The 18,612-nt window shown below is 68.6% G+C and carries 20 protein-coding genes; 3 read left to right on the top strand and 17 right to left on the bottom strand.

From position 1 onward, the window contains the following. Window positions 1–527: 527 nt before the first annotated feature. Together FV218_RS02445 and FV218_RS02440 are read right to left on the bottom strand one after the other, a co-directional pair. The gene (locus FV218_RS02445) at window positions 528–713 is read right to left on the bottom strand and encodes a hypothetical protein (RefSeq protein ID WP_056086077.1); all 186 of its coding nucleotides are present in this window, start codon (window positions 711–713) and stop codon (window positions 528–530) included. Window positions 714–933: 220 nt separating this feature from the next. Then, window positions 934–2,742 carry an adenine deaminase C-terminal domain-containing protein gene (locus FV218_RS02440; protein ID WP_147708570.1) on the bottom strand — a complete coding sequence of 603 codons (1,809 nt, stop codon included), beginning with the start codon at window positions 2,740–2,742 and terminating at the stop codon, window positions 934–936. Window positions 2,743–3,009: 267 nt separating this feature from the next. On the opposite strand from FV218_RS02440, the gene FV218_RS02435 reads away from it, so the two are divergent. After that, window positions 3,010–3,267 carry a hypothetical protein gene (locus FV218_RS02435; RefSeq protein ID WP_056086082.1) on the top strand — a complete coding sequence of 86 codons (258 nt, stop codon included), beginning with the start codon at window positions 3,010–3,012 and terminating at the stop codon, window positions 3,265–3,267. 50 nt (window positions 3,268–3,317) lie between these two features. On the opposite strand, the gene FV218_RS02430 is transcribed toward FV218_RS02435, so the two are convergent. From FV218_RS02430 to FV218_RS02390, 9 genes are all read right to left on the bottom strand, one after another. Continuing rightward, the gene (locus FV218_RS02430) at window positions 3,318–3,533 is read right to left on the bottom strand and encodes an alkylphosphonate utilization protein (RefSeq protein ID WP_147708569.1); all 216 of its coding nucleotides are present in this window, start codon (window positions 3,531–3,533) and stop codon (window positions 3,318–3,320) included. Window positions 3,534–3,545: 12 nt separating this feature from the next. Further along, on the bottom strand, window positions 3,546–3,749 hold the full coding sequence (locus FV218_RS02425) for a hypothetical protein (RefSeq protein WP_147708568.1): 204 nt from the start codon (window positions 3,747–3,749) through the stop codon (window positions 3,546–3,548). A 155-nt stretch (window positions 3,750–3,904) separates the two neighbouring features. After that, window positions 3,905–4,669: an SOS response-associated peptidase gene (locus FV218_RS02420; RefSeq protein ID WP_147708611.1), complete on the bottom strand. Its 765-nt coding sequence runs from the start codon at window positions 4,667–4,669 to the stop codon at window positions 3,905–3,907. A 123-nt stretch (window positions 4,670–4,792) separates the two neighbouring features. Then, complete coding sequence (locus tag FV218_RS02415) at window positions 4,793–6,481, bottom strand: methyl-accepting chemotaxis protein (protein WP_147708567.1); 1,689 nt, start codon at window positions 6,479–6,481, stop codon at window positions 4,793–4,795. A gap of 105 nt (window positions 6,482–6,586) precedes the next feature. Beyond that, complete coding sequence (locus FV218_RS02410; RefSeq protein WP_056086097.1) at window positions 6,587–7,591, bottom strand: magnesium transporter CorA family protein; 1,005 nt, start codon at window positions 7,589–7,591, stop codon at window positions 6,587–6,589. Window positions 7,592–7,601: 10 nt separating this feature from the next. Further along, a complete protein-coding gene (locus FV218_RS02405; protein ID WP_147708566.1) occupies window positions 7,602–8,462 on the bottom strand; it encodes an NAD(P)-dependent oxidoreductase in 861 nt (286 codons plus the stop codon). Between the two features lie 13 nt (window positions 8,463–8,475). Beyond that, entirely contained in the window at window positions 8,476–9,318 is an 843-nt protein-coding gene (locus FV218_RS02400) for an SDR family NAD(P)-dependent oxidoreductase (protein ID WP_147708610.1), read from the bottom strand. A 2-nt stretch (window positions 9,319–9,320) separates the two neighbouring features. Next, window positions 9,321–10,076 (bottom strand): enoyl-CoA hydratase-related protein, encoded by a 756-nt coding sequence (locus tag FV218_RS02395; protein ID WP_147708565.1) that lies wholly within the window; start codon window positions 10,074–10,076, stop codon window positions 9,321–9,323. 65 nt (window positions 10,077–10,141) lie between these two features. Then, window positions 10,142–11,893, bottom strand: coding sequence for an acyl-CoA dehydrogenase (locus tag FV218_RS02390; protein ID WP_147708564.1), 1,752 nt, complete (start codon window positions 11,891–11,893; stop codon window positions 10,142–10,144). A gap of 214 nt (window positions 11,894–12,107) precedes the next feature. Between FV218_RS02390 and FV218_RS02385 the strand changes: the two genes are divergently transcribed. After that, window positions 12,108–13,085, top strand: coding sequence for an L-threonylcarbamoyladenylate synthase (locus FV218_RS02385; RefSeq protein WP_147708563.1), 978 nt, complete (start codon window positions 12,108–12,110; stop codon window positions 13,083–13,085). Window positions 13,086–13,212: 127 nt separating this feature from the next. Here FV218_RS02385 and wrbA read toward each other — a convergent pair whose 3' ends face one another. Next, window positions 13,213–13,812 (bottom strand): NAD(P)H:quinone oxidoreductase, encoded by a 600-nt coding sequence (gene wrbA, locus FV218_RS02380; RefSeq protein WP_147708562.1) that lies wholly within the window; start codon window positions 13,810–13,812, stop codon window positions 13,213–13,215. Window positions 13,813–13,958: 146 nt separating this feature from the next. Here wrbA and FV218_RS02375 point away from each other — a divergent pair, with 146 nt between their 5' ends. Continuing rightward, a complete protein-coding gene (locus FV218_RS02375) occupies window positions 13,959–14,840 on the top strand; it encodes a LysR family transcriptional regulator (RefSeq protein ID WP_147708561.1) in 882 nt (293 codons plus the stop codon). Here the strand turns inward: FV218_RS02375 and greA are convergent. The 5 genes from greA to FV218_RS02350 form a co-directional block, all read right to left on the bottom strand. Then, window positions 14,824–15,285: a transcription elongation factor GreA gene (greA, locus tag FV218_RS02370; protein WP_147708560.1), complete on the bottom strand. Its 462-nt coding sequence runs from the start codon at window positions 15,283–15,285 to the stop codon at window positions 14,824–14,826. The genes FV218_RS02375 and greA overlap by 17 nt on opposite strands. Before the next feature lie 37 nt (window positions 15,286–15,322). Continuing rightward, entirely contained in the window at window positions 15,323–16,309 is a 987-nt protein-coding gene (locus tag FV218_RS02365; protein ID WP_147708559.1) for an MDR family oxidoreductase, read from the bottom strand. A gap of 89 nt (window positions 16,310–16,398) precedes the next feature. Continuing rightward, the gene (locus tag FV218_RS02360) at window positions 16,399–16,986 is read right to left on the bottom strand and encodes a hypothetical protein (RefSeq protein ID WP_147708558.1); all 588 of its coding nucleotides are present in this window, start codon (window positions 16,984–16,986) and stop codon (window positions 16,399–16,401) included. A gap of 192 nt (window positions 16,987–17,178) precedes the next feature. Beyond that, window positions 17,179–18,126 carry a cell wall hydrolase gene (locus FV218_RS02355; protein ID WP_147708609.1) on the bottom strand — a complete coding sequence of 316 codons (948 nt, stop codon included), beginning with the start codon at window positions 18,124–18,126 and terminating at the stop codon, window positions 17,179–17,181. A gap of 195 nt (window positions 18,127–18,321) precedes the next feature. Further along, a complete protein-coding gene (locus tag FV218_RS02350) occupies window positions 18,322–18,576 on the bottom strand; it encodes a hypothetical protein (RefSeq protein WP_147708557.1) in 255 nt (84 codons plus the stop codon). Window positions 18,577–18,612 lie beyond the last annotated feature (36 nt).

Below are 18,612 nucleotides of genomic sequence, written 5' to 3'. Positions count from 1 at the left end.
ACGCCCCCCGGCGACGCAGCGGCCTTTCGCGAAGGCCGCCTACTCTGCGGCGGCAGCCAAGTCCCGGCTTCGATTGAGCGCCATGAGATCGAGGAAGGCGACCACCAGCCAGGGGCAGGCTATTCCGATGAAGAAGGCCATCCGTATCGCCTCGTTTCGCATCCAGGAGTCCGATGATAGGCGCCCTGCGTCGCACCGCAAGCGGGCAAACGCAGCCTGCGCACGGAACGCGTCCTATCCTACCGCGCCAACGATCCAGCGCGCCGCGAGGACGGTGAGCACTCCGGCTCCCAGGATGCGGCGCAAGGGATTGACGCCGCGCGCCAGCTCATCCGCTGCCCAGACGACCAGTGCCACCGTGCCGACGCCGCGAAGGATCGTCCCGGCCGGTCCCTCCGGGGCCAGGGCCCAGTCGGCGCTTGCACAAATCGCGAAGATCGAGAGCGGGGCGTTCGGCCATTGCCCGATGGTAAGGGCGCCGGTGCGTCGGTTGCGCAGCAGCCAGTCGCGGGCGCGAATGAAAGCGCTCAGGTGCGTTCGGTTCCGGCGCCGTCACGGATGGGTGCGCAGATCTTCGGGCTCATCTTGTCGAGATGCTCGCAGGCGTTGCGCAGGTACCAGGTTCGCAGTTCGGGCTGCGACGGCGCCACGTACATGCCGACGAGGATGAACGCGATGGCGCCGACGATGACGAGGGTGAGAAGGCTACGCATGAGTTCGCTCCGAGGACGGGCCGTCGATCGACGTGAGGCTGGCGATCACCGGGCCCCGCCTCCCAACGCATGAGTGCCCAAAAAGAAGCAGCCCGTCACCGCGAGGGGCGAACAGGCTGTTGAGAGGCTTGGGAGGAAGCGAGGCTGTTGAGACCCGCTTTCACAACTTTTGATACGCGAGCCCGGTTCCTTCCGAGCCGGCAAAAAAGCGCCCCGCGGGTCAGGCAGGCTCGAACAGGGGTACGATCCGCATGCCGGGCACGAGGACGAGGCCCTTGTCGGTGATGCGGATTTCCGGAATTACGGAAAGTGGGATCAAGTTGAAGCCCATGTACGTGATGGTGCAGCCCGCCCGTATCCAGGCTTCCTTGAGGATACGCACCTCCTCGGCCACCGCCGTGACGCGCTTGTCGGAGAGGAGGCCGGCCACCGGAAGGGGTACCAGGGCGACGACCCTGCCGTCCTCAACGACGCAGACCCCACCCTGAATGCCGCGGATCGCATCGAGCGCCACGTGCATGTCGACCGGATCGAGGCCGGCGACGATGATGTTGTGGGAATCGTGTCCGACGCTGCTCGCCACGGCGCCGCGCCTCAACCCGAACGCCCGTAGGAGCCCGTGCGCGACGTTGCCCGCCCGGCCGTGACGCTCGATCACGGTGACGAAGGTGAGATCGTTGTCGGCGAGCGTCGCGGGCCAGTCGGCGCCGGGTGCGAGGTCGAACACTTCGTGGGTGAGTTCGATGCCCGGCAGCGTGGTACGGATGGCGTTGACCCGGACGGGGCCCGTTGGGAGCGCGGGGGTCAGGGCCGGCAGCGGATCGGGCAGGTGCACCGTGGCGTAGGCGGGGACCGGATAGCGGTAGGGGGCCGAAAGGGCCGCGTCGAGGAGCTGGGTGATCGCCCGGTCCTTCACCACGCATTCCCCGCCGTACCAGGTCGCTTGCGGAACGAGATCGTCGTCGAGGAGCACGAGGTCGGCGCGCCGCCCGCCTCCGAGCCCGCCGATCTCGCCGTCGAGGCCATAACGGGTCGCCGGATGAAGCGACCCCATCGCCCAGGCTTGGGCTTTGGGGATGCCGAGGCGCACGGCCTCGCGGACGACCCAATCGAGGCCGAACGCCAGGAGGTCCTGTGCATCGCGGTCGTCGGTACAGACGCAGACGCGCTTGGCCGATGCGCCGTAGTCGAGCACTGTGCCGATGGCTTTTGGCAGGCTGTGCCACGGCGTCGTCGGCGGACCGCCGCGCAGGTAGATCCATACGCCGGCCTCGAGAAGATCGTCGGCGATGTCCCGGTCGATGGCTTCGTGGGTATCGGTCACGCCGCTGGCGGCGTAAGCGGCGACGAAGCCGCGTCCGTAGATGTGGCCGGAGACCGGGCGTCCACGCTCAAGGGATGCCGCGATGATGGCATGGGCGCGCGGATCGCCCTCGCACACGGCGACGAAATCCATCTTTTCGCCCAAGCCGATCGCTTCCGGCCAAGTGTCGAAAAGGCCTGAAATCTTCTGCGCCGTTAGGTCACCACCGGCCGTCTCGAGCGCGGGCGACGTCGCCGGCACGGTGCTGGGCACCGTGAGGTAGATGTTGAGCGGAGCCTGGCGGGCGTCCTCCAGCATCCACGCGATGCCGTCCACGTCGAGCACGTTGCCGATCTCGTGGCTGTCGCACACGATGGTGGTGGTCCCGTTGAGAAGCGCCGCCTCCGCGTAGGCGCAGGCCGTCACCATGCTGCTCTCGATGTGCAGGTGCGGATCGACGAGGCCCGGTGCCAGCAGGCCGCCGCCGAGGTCGACGCGCTCGGCCGCGCCCCGGTAGGTGCCCGCCGGCATCACGGCCGCGATCCGCCCGCCAGCGATCCACACCTCGCGGTCGAGCAGGACGCGCTCGGAATAGGTCGAGAGCAGGCGCGCACCGGTGAGGACACGGTCGGGCTCGGCTCGCCCGGAGGCCACCGCCGCGAGGTGCCGGGTCATGGTACTCAGGGGCGCGACGGAGAAACGGGTCAATGGTCGTCTGTCGGTCATACCGGCTCCCGGAAGTCGCGCCCTTGTCACGGCGCGTGATCCTGACGCTCGGCATGCGGCGTGCCAAGTGGCGCCGGAGATCGGACGGGTTGCCAATCGCCTCCCGCGATCCCATTTGAGGGTCATGCCGGTCGCGACTCCTGTCGCTCGACCGGAGACGGCCACGATGACGGTTTGGGGTGACGCCGGATGTACGCGCACCTCCGGCCTCTCCGTGGCCGTTGGCTTTTGCCCATCCCCTTCCCATCGTCCGAGCATCGTTCCGTCATGGCCAAGCGCACGAAGTCGAAACCGCAGGAGCGTGGCTCCGTCCTGTTCGACGTCCTCTACGAGGACGAGTCCCGCGCCTCGAACCGGCGCGTCCCCATGGAGATCCTCGGTGGCCTCGACGGCGATGCGCCGGCTCGGGAGATCATCGAGGAGCAGGACCGGGCCATCGCAGAGAAGTCCGGCCGGCCCCTGAAGCCCATCCGCAGCCTGACCCGCTCGCCCATCCGTGTGCCTAGCGCGGTGACGGGCGACTGATATCCGTCACCCGCCGGGCGAATCGTCCGGCGGATTCATGGAAGATGCCGTCAGGCCTTCTTCAGGAACTGCGTCTTCAGCACCAGTCCTTTGACCTTCTCGGCGTTGCATTCGATCTCGTCGGAATCACCGGTTAGGCGGATGTTCTTGATCAGCGTCCCGCGCTTCAAGGTCGTCGAGGTGCCTTTCACCTTGAGATCCTTGATCAGGGTCACCGAATCGCCATCGGCCAGCTTGGTGCCGTTGGAATCCTTCGTGTCGTCCATTGGCGTCTCACCTCAGGCCATAGGCGGTGTGTAGGGCTGGCCGGCATCGGTCAGCGCCCGGTCCACGGCCTCGATGGCCAGCAGGATACGCATTAGATCCTCCGCCGCCGAGGCGGCGGCGAGTTCGCTGGCGCCGATGCGCTTCGACAGGGCGCTGCGCTGCCGGGCCAGACTGGCACGCGCCCGGTTCAGGTCGGTGATTTCCTCGGGCGTCATGGTCTCGTCTTCCCTCAAAGGCTCGCACGGGGCCGGACCGGCCGATGGACCGCTCGGCGCGCCACGCGGCGCATGAGCGATGCCGCCTTTGAGCCACCGACGCAACGTCCGAATGACGGGCGGGCTTTCGCCCGACGGCTATCTCGCGGGTCCCGTCAGAATAGAGCGCCCTGCGCGTCCTCGTCGCTGGATCGCGGTCGATCCGCTGCCGGGGTTTCGGGAAGCTCCGGCGTCCCCTTCGGCTTGGCAACGGGTACGATGAGGTCAGGCCCGTCGTTGCGGGCGTCGTTCACCCGCGAACTCACGGGGTCGAGCGTCAGCCAGTCGTCGGGGCAGGGCCGGCACAGGGCGGCGGCCGGGCCCGGTTCTACGCCCCGCGTGTCGAGCCAGGGCTCGATCTCATCGGGTGACAGGATCGCCGGCATCCGATCGTGAACCGCCGCCATCATCCCGTTGGCACCGGTGGTGACGATGGCCGCCGTGTCGATCTCGGACCCGTCGGCCCCGAGCCAGTTCTCCCACAGGCCGGCAAGCGCCATGGGGGCGCCGTCGGCGCGGCGGATCATGAACGGCGTCTTCGTCGCGGTCTTGCCGGTACCCTCGCGGCGCCATTCGTAGAAGCCGTCGGCAAGGAAAACGCAGCGGCGGTGACGGAGCGCCCCGCGGAAGGTCGGTTTCTCCTGGATCGTCTCGACACGGGCATTGATGACGAGGGGAAAACCCTTCGGGTCCTTGAGCCAGCTCGGCCACAGGCCCCAGCGCACGAGGCGGAAATGCCGGCGCCCGCGCTCGGAGATCACGATCGGCACCGGCTGCGTCGGCGCGATGTTGTACCGGGCCGGGAAGTTCGGCACCTCGGCATACCCGTAGAACAGTCGATGGATTTCCGGCGCCTGGAGGGTGAAGTAGCGACCGCACATGGCGCGAACCATCGGCAATCCGCGCCGATGGGGCAAGTCCTGCTCGGGAGCTGATCCTGTTCGGGAGCAACTCCGGTCTCCCAGCAGGACTCCCCGTTCTGCGAGCTTTCCCGTGAACGTCGGTCAGGCGGCGCGGACGGTGGCGAGGAAGCGGCTCATCTCGGCGCCGAGAAATTCCGACTGGCGCGACAGTTCGGAAGCCGAGGCGAGCACCTGGGACGCCGCCGCCCCCGTCTCCTCGGCTGCCGCCGCGACGCCGTTGATGTTGATCGTCACTTCGCTCGTTCCCGCCGCGGCCTGGGACACGTTGCGGACGATCTCCTGGGTTGCCGCCCCCTGCTGCTCCACGGCGGCCGCGAGTGACGTGGCGACGGTGCTGATCTCACCGATGCGGCCGCGGATGGCTGCGATGGCGGTGACACTCTCACCCGTCGCGCCCTGGATGCGTGCGATCTGGCTGCCGATTTCTTCGGTTGCGCGCGCAGTCTGACTCGCGAGTTCCTTGACCTCGGCCGCGACCACGGCGAAGCCCCGTCCGGCCTCGCCGGCCCGTGCCGCCTCGATGGTGGCGTTGAGGGCCAGGAGGTTGGTCTGCGAGGCGATGTCGGCGATGAGCTTGACTACGTCGCCGATGCGCGCCGTGGCACTGCTGAGGTCCTGAACCAGGGCGGCGGTGGCACCGGCTTCGCGGACGGCAGCCTCCGCGAGACTTGCGGAGCCCTGAACCTGCCGGCCGATCTCATGGACGGACGAACCGAGTTCCTCGGCCGCCGCCGCCACGGTCTGGACGTTGATGGCGGCTTCCTCGGCGGCGGCCGCGACCGAGACGGATTGACCGCCGGTCTGCGTCGCCGTCGCGGTCATGGCCTGAGCGGTGGCCTGCAATTCCGTCGCAGCGGCACCGACCGAGCCGACGATTCCGCCCACCGAGCGCTCGAAGGCGTCCGCCATATCGCGCATGCCCTGCCGCCGCTGGGCTTCCGCTCCGGCACGGGCCAGTGCCGTTTCCCCTTCAAGCGCCTTCATCCGAACGAGCCCGTCCTTGAACAGCTGTACGGCGTCGGCGATGCGACCGATCTCGGTGCCGGTGCCCTGATGCGGGATGGTGACCCCGAGGTCGCCGTGTGCGAGGGCCGTCATCGGGCGGACCACGGACTCGATACCGCTCGCGATGCCCCGGATGATGAGGGCCGCCAATCCGATGGCCATGACGACGGCCGCCGCGACCGCCGCGATGGCAATGGTCCGGGTCCGGGCGGCGATGGCCGCGCCCTCGGACTCCGCCTGGGCGGCACCGATGTTGTTCAGGGCGATGATCTGCTCGAGGGCAAGGGAAGCCCGGCGACGGGGTTCGACGGCGGTGGAGGTGTACAGCCCGTAAGCCTTGCCCTGTTCGGCACCGCGTGCCGCGCCCACGATGCGGTCGGCCGCCTCGAAAAAGCTTTTAGCCTCACGTCGGAACGTATCGTAGAACGCCCGTTCCTCGGGCGAACTGATCAGCGGCTCGTAGGCGTCGGACCGTTCGGAGACCTGCTGACGTCGCTTGGCGAGATCCGCCTCGATCTTCGCAAGGTCGCCGGCATCCGTCGTCTGCGTCGCCCGCAGCAGGCTCGTGGTGTAGCGGGCCATGGAGACGTCGATCTCCCCGCTCGTCCGGACGCTCGGCAGCCAATTGGTCTGCACGGCGGTGAGCAGGCCGTTGATCCGGTCGACGCCGGAAAGGCCTAGCATGCCGATGGCCAGGATGAAGAGCGTGACGACGGCAAACGTCGCAACCAGCTTCGTGCGGATGGTCGTGGACCTGAACGGCATGCTCGGCTCTCCGAAGGCAGCCGTGAATCCACCGGTGTGGTCAAGCTGACGGCGTGTCCGGCGTAGCCCGATCGCGGTTAACGGACAGATACGACGCCAGATCGCCTAAAGCCATTTCTTCCAGCGGAAGAACACGTACGGCAGAACGGCGGCGACGACCATCATCACCACGGCCATCGGATAGCCGAAGCTCCAATCGAGTTCCGGCATCGCCTTGAAGTTCATGCCGTAGATCGAGGCGATGAGGGTGGGTGGCATGAACACCACCGCCATGACGGAGAACAGCTTGATGATGTTGTTCTGCTCGAGATTCACGAGGCCCAAGGTCGCGTCGAGGAGGAACTGGATCTTCGAGGACAGGAAGGTGGCGTGCTCCTCGAGCGACTGAAGGTCGCGCAGGGTCGAACGCACGTCCTCGCGCAGCTCGCGCGGCGCCTTGGCGGTGCGGTAGGTGGCCGAGAGCGAGAGCAGGATGCGCTCCATGGAAACGAGGCTTTCGCGCTGCTTCGAGATGAGGTCGCCGTGGCGCCCGAGCGCGCGCAAGGTGTCCTGCAGGGCCGTGTTGCGGGCCGACGGGTCGGCTTTCTCCTCGAAGATCTTGCCCGAGAGGCGATCGATGCGCTCGCCCTGGAGCTGGAGCACGTCTGCGGCCCGGTCGATGACCGTCTCGATGAGACCGGCCAGGATGGTCTCGCCCGACGGCACGGCGGAGGGGCCGTTGCCCGTGGAGCGCCCGGCGCGCTGGGTGTACATCCGGAACGCCTGCGGCTCCTCGTAGCGCACGGTGACGAGGCGGTTGCCGCGCAGGATGAAGGTGATGCCGGCAAGCCCCGGCTCGTCGCCGTCGCTGACCTTGCTCAGCACCCGGCCGGTCATGTAACGCGCGCCGTCCTCGACGTAGAGGAGCTCGGAGGGCTCGATGTCCTTCATTTCCTCGCGGGTCGGCACGGAGATGCCCATGAACGCTTCGACCTTGAGATCCTCCTCCCGGGTCGGGCGGATCATGTCGAGCCACACGGTGTCGTCGGGGATCGGGTCCTGCAGTTCGAGGGAACGGCGCTCGAGCAGGGTCTGCCCGGCGCCGGCGACCGGCTGGTGAATGAAGATCACGCGTTACGTCTCAGGCGAAGGCCCCGGGAGGCGGTGGACTCGCATCCGGCACGAAGAAGTCCGGAGCAAGGGGGATGTCGGGTGTGACGCGGTATTTTGTAAAGTCCGTGACACCCTGCTCCGCCAGGAAACTGTCGTCGATGAGGAAACGGCCGGAGTTTGTGCGGGCGGGGAGACTGAAAAGGGCGTGGGCCGCATCGGCGATGATCTCCGGCGTGCGGCTCGCCTGCATCAGGGCCTCGCCGCCGAGAAGATTTTGCACGGCCGCCGTCGCGATGGTGGTGCGCGGCCACAGGGCGTTCACCGCGATGCCCTGGCGCCGGAGTTCGCCGGCGAGTCCCAGGACGCAGAGCGACATGCCGAACTTCGCCACGGTGTAGGCGAGATGCGGCGCGAACCACTTCTCCGCCATGTCGAGGGGCGGCGACAGCATCAGGATGTGGGGGTTCTCGGATTTTTCCAGATGCGGGATCGCGTATTTCGAGACCATGTAGGTTCCGCGCGTGTTGATCTGATGCATCAGGTCGAAGCGCTTCATCTCGGTCTCGGGTGTGCGGGTCAGCGAGATGGCGCTGGCGTTGTTCACGACGATGTCGATCCCGCCGAAGGTTTTCGCGGTTCTCTCGATGGCGGCGGCGACGCTGACCTCGTCGCGGACATCCACCAGCAGGGGTAGCGCCCTCCCCCCGGCCGCCTCGATGGCGGCGGCGGCCGTGTGGATGGTGCCTTCGAGCTTGGGGTGCGGCGTGTCGGTCTTGGCCGCGATGGCGACGTTGGCGCCGTCCCGGGCCGCTCGCAGGCCGATGGCGAGGCCGATGCCGCGCGAGGCGCCGGTGATGAACAGCGTCTTGCCCTTCAATGATCCTGTCATGGCGGACGTCCTCTCAAGGGCCGATCTGGAAGCGCGTCGGCCGGGTGCCGTCGGCGTCGGTGAAGCCGTAATGGGCGGCGAGATCGCCCGCATGCAGGATGCGTCCGGCCTGGGCCGCGATGTCCGGGTCGGCGGCGAGTGCCGCGAGCGCCCGACCCGCATAAAGCGGGGTCTCCGTGGCCCGATCGGCGTGCCCGAGATCGACCACCCGCTCCGTGCGGACGAAGCCCGGCGACAGGGCCAGCGCCGTGACGCCGTGGGGCGCCAGTTCCTGGGCGCAGGCGAAGGCGAGACGGTTGGTGGTCGCCTTGGCGAGATCGTAGAACACGTCGCCGAGGTAGCCGGGGCCGGTGTCGAACGACACGAAGGCGACGAGGCCGGCCTTCGCCGCCACCATGGCGGGTGCCACGGCGCGGGCGAGGAGGAGGCCAGGGTAAGGCCCACTGCCGAAGAACTCCGAAAGCGGTTCGGCCGAGCGGCGCCAGAACGGCGTGCCCCAGGCGGCGCCATCGGGGTAGCGCTCGCCATCGTAGCCCTCGGCACCGCCCCAGACGCTGGAGACCGTAACATCGATCCGGCCGAAGCGGCGCAGGGCCCAGTGGACCAGGGTGTCGACGGCCCGTTCGCTGGTGTGGTCGCAGAGGTAATGGTGGCCGGTGCCACCGGCGGCGTCGACGATCCGGGCGGTGTCCTCGATGGTCTCGGGCCGTCCGTCCGTGCGCGGCCCGGTCTCGCTGGAGCGCCCGGTGACGATCACCGTGGCGCCGGCCTCGCCGAGCGCCTGCGCGATCCCGCGCCCGACGCCCCGCGAGGCCCCGGCGACGAGGCAGATCTTAGTCCGGAGGTCGGGGGCCAGGGTCACGTCTTGCGGGAGCGGTTGAGGAAAGCCGCGAAAGCGGCTTGAGCCTCGGGCGAGCGCAGGCGCGTCTCGAATGCCACGGCCTCGGTTTCGACCGCCGCCTCCAGGGCGGCCTGATCGCCGCGGATGAGCGCGCGGGTGGCGTGCATCGGCCCCTTCGGCAGTGCGGCGAGGCGGCCGGCCTTGGTGAGGGCGTGGTCGAGGAGCAGATCGGCCGGGATGACGGCGTTGACGAGACCGAGGCGCACGGCCTCGTCGGCATCGTAGGGTTCGGAGAACAGCAGGACCTCCGTCGCCCGCTGCAAGCCAATGCGGCGCGGCAGCAGGTAGCTCGAACCGGCCTCCGGCACGAGGCCGAGTTCCACGAACGGCATGCGGAAGCGCGCCGCCGGGCTGGCGTAGACGAGGTCGCAATGCAGGGTCAGCGTCGCGCCGATGCCCACCGCGACCCCGTCCACGGCCGCCACCATGGGCGTCCGGGTCCGGGCGAGTTGGCGGATGAAGTGCAGGGCGGGCGAGTTCTCGAACGGATGCCGGGAGGCCTCGACGAAATCGGACAGGTCGTTGCCGGAGCTGAACGCCCCGGGCGCCCCCGAAAACACAACGGCGCCGATGGCCTCCGACCCGTCGGCCTCCGCCAGGGCCTCACGCAGGGCATCGTACATGGCGCTGGTCAGCGCGTTCAGCTTGTCGGGCCGGTCGAGGCGGATGAGGCGGACACTGCCGGTATCCTCGATGACGACGTGCTCGGTCATGATGGTTCCTTGCTGGTCTCGCCGTCCGCTGCGTGCCCCTCCCGCAGAGGGAAAGGGGTTTCGCGCTAACCCGCCAGGGCCAGGGCCGCCGCCTCGGTGAAGGCACCGCCGTCGATGACGCTGTCGGCGAGGCCGGCCGCCGCCGTCAGTTCGTTCTCGGCGAAGAACCGCGCCAGGGCGATGCGCCCGGCATGGGCCGGGTCGGTCTCACCGGCCTGGAGGGCGGCCCGCGCGGCGCGGGCTTCCAGTGCCAGGCAGGCTCCACCCTGGACGAGGCCGAACAGGCGCAGGTACGGCGTCGCCCCGGCCAGCGCCGTTTCCGGCCGGTTTGAGGCCAGCGCCGCCAGCTGGAAGCTCGTCGCCCGGTCGAGGCTTTCGATGCCGGCGCGCAGGCGCGCACCCAGATGGCCGTAGGCCGGGTCGGCATCCTTCATGAGCCCCTCCGCCACCCGGCGCAGGGACGCGATCTGGGCGCGGACCGTGGCGCCGCCCTTGAGCGGCAGTTTGCGGGTGACGAGGTCGATGGCCTGGATGCCGTTCGTGCCCTCGTAGATCCCGAGGATGCGCGCGTCGCGCATGTGCTGGGCCGCGCCCGTCTCCTCGACGAAGCCCATGCCGCCATGGACCTGCACCCCGAGCGACGTGACCTCGTTGGCGATGTCCGTGGAGAACGCCTTGGCGACGGGGGTCAGGAGGGAGGCGCGGTCGTGGGCGGCCTGCCCCTCCGGCCCTTTCGCCCCGTCGAGGGCCGCGGCCGTGAGATAGCAGATTCCGCGCGCGGCCGCCGTGTAGGCCCTCATGGTGAGCAGCATGCGCTGGACGTCGGCATGCTCGACGATGACGCTCGGACCCTGCGCGCCCGGCGCTCTTCCTTGGCGGCGCTCGCGGGCATAGGCCAGGGCGCCCTGCGTTGCCCGCTCGGCGATGCCGACGCCCTGGAGGCCGACGTTGAGCCGGGCCGAGTTCATCATCGTGAACATGCAGGCGAGCCCGCGGTTCTCCTCGCCGATGAGCCAGCCGATGGCGCCCCCCTGGTCGCCGAAGGCCATGGAGCAGGTCGGCGAGCCGTGGATGCCGAGCTTGTGCTCGATGCCGGAGCAGCGCAGGTCGTTGCCGTTGCCGTCGGGCAGGATCTTCGGCACGAGGAACAGCGAGATCCCGCGCGTGCCGGCCGGCGCGTCCTTGAGCCGGGCGAGCACGAGGTGGACGATGTTGTCGGTGAGATCGTGCTCGCCATAGGTGATGTAGATCTTCGAGCCGAAGATGCGGTAGCGGCCGTCGCCGACGGGCTCCGCGTGGCTGCGCAGAAGGGCCAGATCCGAGCCGGCCTGCGGCTCCGTCAGGTTCATGGTCGCGGTCCACTCGCCCGAGACGAGCCTGCCGAGGTAGCGCGCCTTCAGCTCCTCGGAGCCGTGCTGCGCCAGGGCCTCGATACCGCCGGCGGTGAGCAGAGGGCACAGGCCGAACGCGATGCTGGCCGCATTCCACATTTCGGTGCAGGCGGCGTTGAGCAGCAGCGGCAGGCCCTGGCCGCCGTGGTCCGGATCGGCCGAGAGACCGTTCCAGCCGCCCTGCGTCCAGGTCCGGTAGGCGTCGCGCCAGCCCGGCGCCGTCGTGATCGCCCCGTCCACGAACGGCGTGCCGTGGCGGTCGCCGGACCGGTTCAACGGAGCAATGACTTCGTCGGCGATGCGGGCCGCCTCGTCGAGAATCGTCCGGGCGTCGTCGGGGGTGAGGTCGTCCCCCAGTACCGTATCGAGCCCGGCGACGTGGCGCAGGGCGAACAGCATCTCGGAAACCGGGGCGCGGTAGGTCATGGGGCTCCCTCGAACCGTCTTCTTGTGTTGCGCTTTGCGCGCTTGGCGTCTCGTTCGGGACCCGGTTTGACGCAACGGCCGGCCCGGCGCTAGAGCACCCCCTGGCGTCGACGCAGCCCCACGCGCGGGTAAGCCTCGAACACGCAACGACTTACGTTCGCTCCGTAGACGTGGGACGCGGAGCGCCCGGTCGGTTTCCAGGGATAGTTTAGATATGAACGATCTCGGGTCAAGCCTTCGCCTCCTGGCTGACGCGGCTGGGATCGCGGAGGCCGCGCGGTTCCTCGGCTCCGGGTGCACCGTCGCTTTCCCGACGGAGACCGTCTACGGGCTCGGCGCCGACGCCTCCGATCCGGTGGCCGTGGCCCGCATCTACGCCGCTAAGGAGCGACCGCGCTTCAATCCTCTCATCGCGCACGTGGCGGAGTTCGCTTCCGCGCAGGCGCAGGGCGTGTTCGATGATGCTGCCCTGGCCCTGGCCAAAGCGTTCTGGCCCGGTCCCCTCACCCTCGTGGTCCCGGCGGGGCCCAATTGCACCGTTTGCGACCTCGCCCGTGCCGGCCTTGCAAGCGTTGCGCTCCGGGTGCCCGGTAATGCCGTCGCCCGCGATCTCCTCGCTCGAGTTGGCCGCCCGGTGGCGGCGCCGTCCGCCAACCGGTCCGGCCGGGTGAGTCCTACCTGCGCGGCGCACGTGCTGGCCGACCTCGACGGGCGGATTTCCGCCGTCCTCGATGGCGGGACGGCGCCGGTGGGGGTGGAATCGACGGTGGTTGCGTGTCTTGGAGGCCCCCCACGCCTGCTGAGGCCGGGTGGCGTGACGCGGGCCGCGCTGGAACGGGTGCTGGGATACCATCTTGCCGACGCGGACCCGGGCACCGCCCCGGTTCCCATCGGACCGGGGCTCCTCGCCTCTCACTACGCGCCCCGTGCCCGCGTCCGACTTCACGCCGTGAGTGCCGCGCCGGACGAAGCGGTACTGGCGTTCGGTGGAATCCCCGAGACCGTAGAGGTTCTGGCTCGGCTCGATCTCAGCCCGGCGGGCGATCTCGCCGAGGCCGCTGCGAACCTATTTTCGGCCCTGCGCTCCCTCGATGCGTCGGGAGCCGCCTCCATCGCCGTGGCGTCGATCCCGGAGACGGGCCTCGGCGAGGCGATCAACGACCGTCTGCGCAGGGCCGCTGCGCCGCGATAAATTTTTTCACCGGACCGGAACTTATCGCAGTGATGGCCCGTTCGCTGATTACGAAGGCCAGTTCAGCCCCCAAATGGCCTTTTCCCTTACAAGGCTCGGAGTGATCCGAGCCTTTTTTCTTGGACGCTCAGCCGGCGAGCTTGGCGGCGATGCCGGCGACATGGCGGCCCTGATAGCGGGCACCGGCCAAGTCCGCGGCGCTCGGCTGACGCGAGCCGTCGCCGTCCGCGAGGGTGGTGGCGCCGTAGGGCGAGCCGCCCTTCACCTCGTCGACCCCCATTTGGCCCTGGAAGGCGTAGGGCAAGCCGACCACCACCATGCCGTGGTGCAAGAGTACCGTATGGAAGCTCGTCAGTGTCGTTTCCTGACCGCCGTGCTGGCTCGCCGTCGAGGTGAAGGCCGAGCCGACTTTCCCGACAAGGGCGCCCTTGGCCCACAGGCCGCCGGTCTGGTCGATGAACTGTTTCATCTGTGCGGCCATGTTGCCGTAGCGGGTCGGAGTGCCGAAGATGATGGCATCGTAGTCCGGCAACTCGTCCACGGTGGCGATGGGGGCGGCCTGATCCAGCTTGTAGTGCGATTGGCGGGCGACCTCTTCGGGCACCAATTCCGGCACGCGCTTGATCGTCACCTCGGCGCCGGCCTCGCGGACACCCTCGGCAACGGCCTCTGCCATCTTTTCCACGTGGCCCCACGACGAATAGTACAGCACCAGAACTTTGGTCATCGTGTCGTCTCCCGACGGTTGGCATGGTCCGACCCCATCGGGGCCGGCTTACGTTTCACCAGGCCTTATCGCCTAGAAGCACCCTTGCGAAAACGCCCCGTTCTGCAAAGCGGTCTTTGCAAAAATGCACGAGTTGAGTACGCCTAATGGACTGGGACGACTTCCGCCTCGTACGCAGCGTCGCCGAACATGGCGGCCTGACGCGGGCGGCCGAGCATCTCGGTATCAACCCCTCGACGGCGTTCCGCCGCCTCGCCGGGATCGAGGCAGTCCTCGGTATCATCCTGTTCGACCGCCACCGCGCCGGCTACGTGCCGACGGCGCCGGGCGTCGTCATGGTGGAGGCCGCCGTCCGCATGGAGGCCGAAGTCGCGCGCTTTACGCGCGAACTCGCCGGGCAGGATCGCAGCCCCGCCGGTGACCTTCGGATCACGACCCCGGCGGGCCTCGTCGCCGACATGCTGATGCCGATCCTGGCGCGCTTCTCCGCACGCCATCCGCGCATTCGCCTGCACCTCCTCGTGGCGGAGGAAACCCTCAACCTATCCCGCCACGACGCCGACGTGGCCCTGCGCGCCAGCGACGCGCCGTCCGCGTCCCTGGTGGGGCGTCGCCTCGCGACCATCGCCTGGGCGGTCTATGGACGGTCGGACTTCACCGGCAAACCGATGGATGGGTGCCCGTGGGTCGTGCCGGGCGACGGTGTGGCGGGCGGACGTTTCGCACATTTTCTCGAAGGGCGTGCGCCCGCCGAGCGGGTGGTCCTCACCCTGAATACGGTCTTGGGTTTGCGCGAGGCGGTGGAAGCGGGCATCGGCATCGGCCCCCTGCCCTGTTGGTCGGCCCACGGACGGCCGGACCTGGTTCGGCTGTCGGACCACATGCCGGAGCTTTCCGCCGGCCTATGGCTCCTGACCCATCCGGACCTGCGCCACGCCGCGCGGGTCCGGGCCTTCATGGATTTCATGACGGAGGAAATCGTCGCCCTACGCCCCCGGATCGAGGGGAGATCTACTTCGTCTCAATGATCTCGATATCCTGACCATTTACCGTGACGGTGTCGCTCACGCCCTTGCCCGTCAAAGCGCGCGCCATGGGGGAAACGTAGGACAGGCTGCCCTTGGTCGGATCGGCCTCGTCCTCGCCGACGATACGGAAGGTCTGGCGGCTGTCGTCCTCACGGGCGATGGTCACCGTGGAGCCGAACCGCACCACGTCGCCGGGCTCGACTTCGACGAGCTGGGCCGAACCCAGCCGCGCCGTCCAGTAATGCAGGTCGCGGGTCACGCGGGACTCTTCCGCCTTGGCATCGGGCGTCAGGGCCGAGAACGCATCGCGCAGGCGTGCGACCTCGCCCTCGATCTGCGCCATTCCCTCGGGGGTGACGAAATTCGGATGCTCGGAGATGGGGCGATCGGGGAGATCCTCGAAGGCTTCGCCGCCCTCGGTCTCTTTGACAAATGCACTGCTCATGAAACCAGCAATGCATCCCGGCACGGCTAAGTTCCGCTCAAGGGACCGTCACCACGGTCCGGCCGCGCACCGCGCCGGCCAGAATCCGCTCGGCAAGGCGATCGACCTCGGCCAAGGGCACTGTCGTGGTCATGGCGGCGAGGGCCGCGCGGTCGAGATCTCGGGCGAGGCGCGTCCAGGCCTCGCGGCGCTTCGGCAGGGGCGTCGTCACGCTGTTGATGCCGAGGAGCGACACGCCGCGCAGGATGAACGGCGCCACGGAAGTCGGCAGATCCATGCCCTGAGCCAAGCCGCAGGCGGCCACGGCGCCATCGGATTTCGTGCCGGCGAGCACGTTGGCGAGGGTGACCGAGCCGACGGCGTCTATGGCGACGGCCCAGCGCTCCTTGGCGAGCGGCTTGCCCGGAGCGGAGAGTTCGGTGCGGTCGAGGATCTCGGCGGCGCCGAGGCCGCGCAGGTAGTCCGCCTCGTCGGTCCGGCCCGTGGACGCGATGACGTGCCATCCCGCTCGGGCGAGCAGCGCCACCGCGACGGAGCCGACGCCACCCGACGCACCGGTGACCAGAGCGGGTCCATCGCCGGGTCTCGCGCCGTGGTGCTCCAGAACCATGAGGGAGAGCATGGCCGTGTAGCCGGCCGTGCCGATGGCCATGGCCTCGTTGGCGCCCAAACCACCCGGTAGGGGTACGAGCCAGTCGCCCTTCACCCGCGCCCGCTCGGCATAGGCCCCGAGGTGGCTCTCGCCAACGCCCCAACCCGTCAGGATCACGGCGTCGCCGGAGGTGTAGTCGGGGTGAGACGAGGTCTCGACGATCCCTGAGAAATCGATGCCCGGGATCATGGGGAAGCGGCGCACCACGGGCGAGCGCCCGGTCATGGCGAGTCCGTCCTTGTAGTTCACCGTCGAATGGGTGACCCGGACGGTGACGTCGCCGTCCATGAGGTCGGCCGCGTCGAAATCGCGGAACGTCAGGGCTTGTCCCGTCTCGGTCTTCTCGACCACCCACGCCTTGAATCGGTCCATGCGCGCCTCCCGTTCCATCAGGGAGGTGTGGCGAACCCGCCTCGAATCAAGCGCCCCGGCCGGAAAGGCCCGCCGGGGCGCCGTCCATCTCAATAGCCGTCGTAGATGCTGCCCGATGAGAAGCCGAGGCCGACACCGATGTCGGCCGAGCTGGCGCCGGCGATGCCGACGGCATCCGGAATCGATCCGATCCGGGGGCCATAGACGCCGGGATAACCGCCGCCGGTGCCGTCATTCGCCGGCACCCAGCCCGCGCGGGCGGGCTGGACGAGGACGCGGCGGCGCACGCTCGCGTACTCGGCCGGAATCGTCTCCGGGATCGACTGGGCGGGCTGAACCAGCACCCGGCGGTGACGCACGGAATACTGCGGCGGCACGTTCACCCAGCAGCCGACAAGCTCGCCGTAGGCGTCACGGCTGGTCTGCCAGACCCGGCCGCCGGGGCTGACGACGACGCGTTCCGACACGGTTTCGTAGATGGGGGGCACCGTCCGGTAGACCGTCTCGGCCGGGCGAACGAGAACGCGCTCGGATACGGCGCCGTAGACCGGGGGCGTCGAGACGTGGCGGTAGCACTCGGCCCCCCCGCAGCCCCCCGCCTGGGCGGAGGAAGCGAGCAGGACGGCGCCGGCGATGGCGGTGGCGAGCGGAATGAGTCGGGTGACCGGCGCGGTCATGCGGGTTTCCTCGGGCTGAAAGGCGGATACGGGCGAAATGGCGCCATTCGGGTGCGCGCATCTCGACGTATCTGAGGCAGCCAAGTTGCCCTCGGAGCAAGCCGAATTGAGATTCAGGGTAAAGTTAACCTAAGCTTAGGACTACTTAGGGTTTGCGCTACTTAGGTAAAAATCGAAGGAACCAGAGCGGGTTCAAGTCTGCCCGCGCTTGAGCTGGTAGAAGATGTGCCGCCCGATGACATCCATCTTGCGCAGGCGTCGGGACCAGCCGGGTTTCACGTAATCCGCATGGTAATGCGTCGCGCCTCCCACCTCACTCAGGTAGGTCCGCCCCTCGATCACCGCGCTGGCGATGCGGGTGGCCGACTGCCATGACGGACCGTCGGTGATGCGGAGCGATTTTCCCTCGCAGGCGAAGGAGAACTGGCATCCCATGTAGCGGTGGCGATTCTGATAGACGACGCCACAGACATTGCTCGGATAGAGCCCGCTTTTCACCCGGTTGAGGACCACCTGCGCGACGGCCGCCTGGCCGTCCTCGGGCTCGCTGCGGGCCTCGAAATACACTGCCTCGGCGAGGCAGCGCTGCTCACGGTCGAGGGCGTCGGGGCCGATGAGGTCGGCGTAGCGATGGCGGGCGCTGTCGGGCATGGCGAGTTCGGTGGCATCGCGGCGCGGCGAGAAGCCCGGAATGGCGAGGTTCGCGGCCGCGACTTCGATGGGCGTCGCGTCGGCCGGGGCCGGGGTGGTCGAAGACAGGGCGACGGCGCGCGGAATCGCCGGCGTCGATCCGTCACCGGTCTCGATGGCCCCCTCCCCGTCCGCCCGCGGCGGGACGAAGCCGAGATCCGGTTCGAGATCGGGGTTCCAGATGGCCGGGCCGGGCGAGAGCACGCCGCTGACCGAACCGGGGAGAGTCGCGGTCAGGACCGAAGCCGCGCCCTGTATCTCCGGATCGGCGTAGAGAGCTGCCCTCACCCCATCGGCATGCAGCTTCCCGCCGCGGCCGAACAACGGTGTGCCCGGCGGCAGAACCGGCGCGATGCGTGCGTCCCGCACGATCAGCCGTGTCGTGCCCTCCGTACCGGCGGTTGCCGTGAATGACACCAGGAAGCCGATGCCGGCGGCCCAGGGCGCCATGGCGGCGCTGAGCCAGCGCAGGCTCGAATCCCGTCTAACCCGTTTCGTGCCCACGCCAACCGTTCCACGCACCGCAACACTGGTCCGGCCTGGCGTTCACGTCACCTGCGAAAGGCTTCCGTGTGCGGCATCCGGTTCCGGCATGATCGCGTGGCATGGTTGCGGAGCGGTTAAGCTCGCTTCGCAACGCTTGGTTCAAAATGTTCCGGGTCGCCCATGCATCACGGCGAAAGCCTTCACCAGGGCGGCTGGAGCAGTGTCGCCACCGTTCCGCATACCGGCGATCCGCTCGGCATCGGCACCGCTCTGGGTAGCCACGGCGAACACCAGAAGCGCGAGCGTCGCAAGGCCGCCAAATCCCCAGAGATAGACCTGCTGGACCACCCTCGGAATCGGGACGGCGGCGGGATTTTCGTTGAGAAACAAGGGAGTGGGCGTCGTATCGATCATGGCCGGCGTTCCCACGCGATGGCAGCCGCCCCAATG

Origin of the sequence: Methylobacterium sp. WL69, from assembly GCF_008039485.1 — a bacterium.
Taxonomy (GTDB): Bacteria; Pseudomonadota; Alphaproteobacteria; order Rhizobiales; family Beijerinckiaceae; genus Methylobacterium.
Note: the sequence above shows the minus strand (reverse complement) of the source record. Positions and strands in the feature narration are given on the sequence as shown.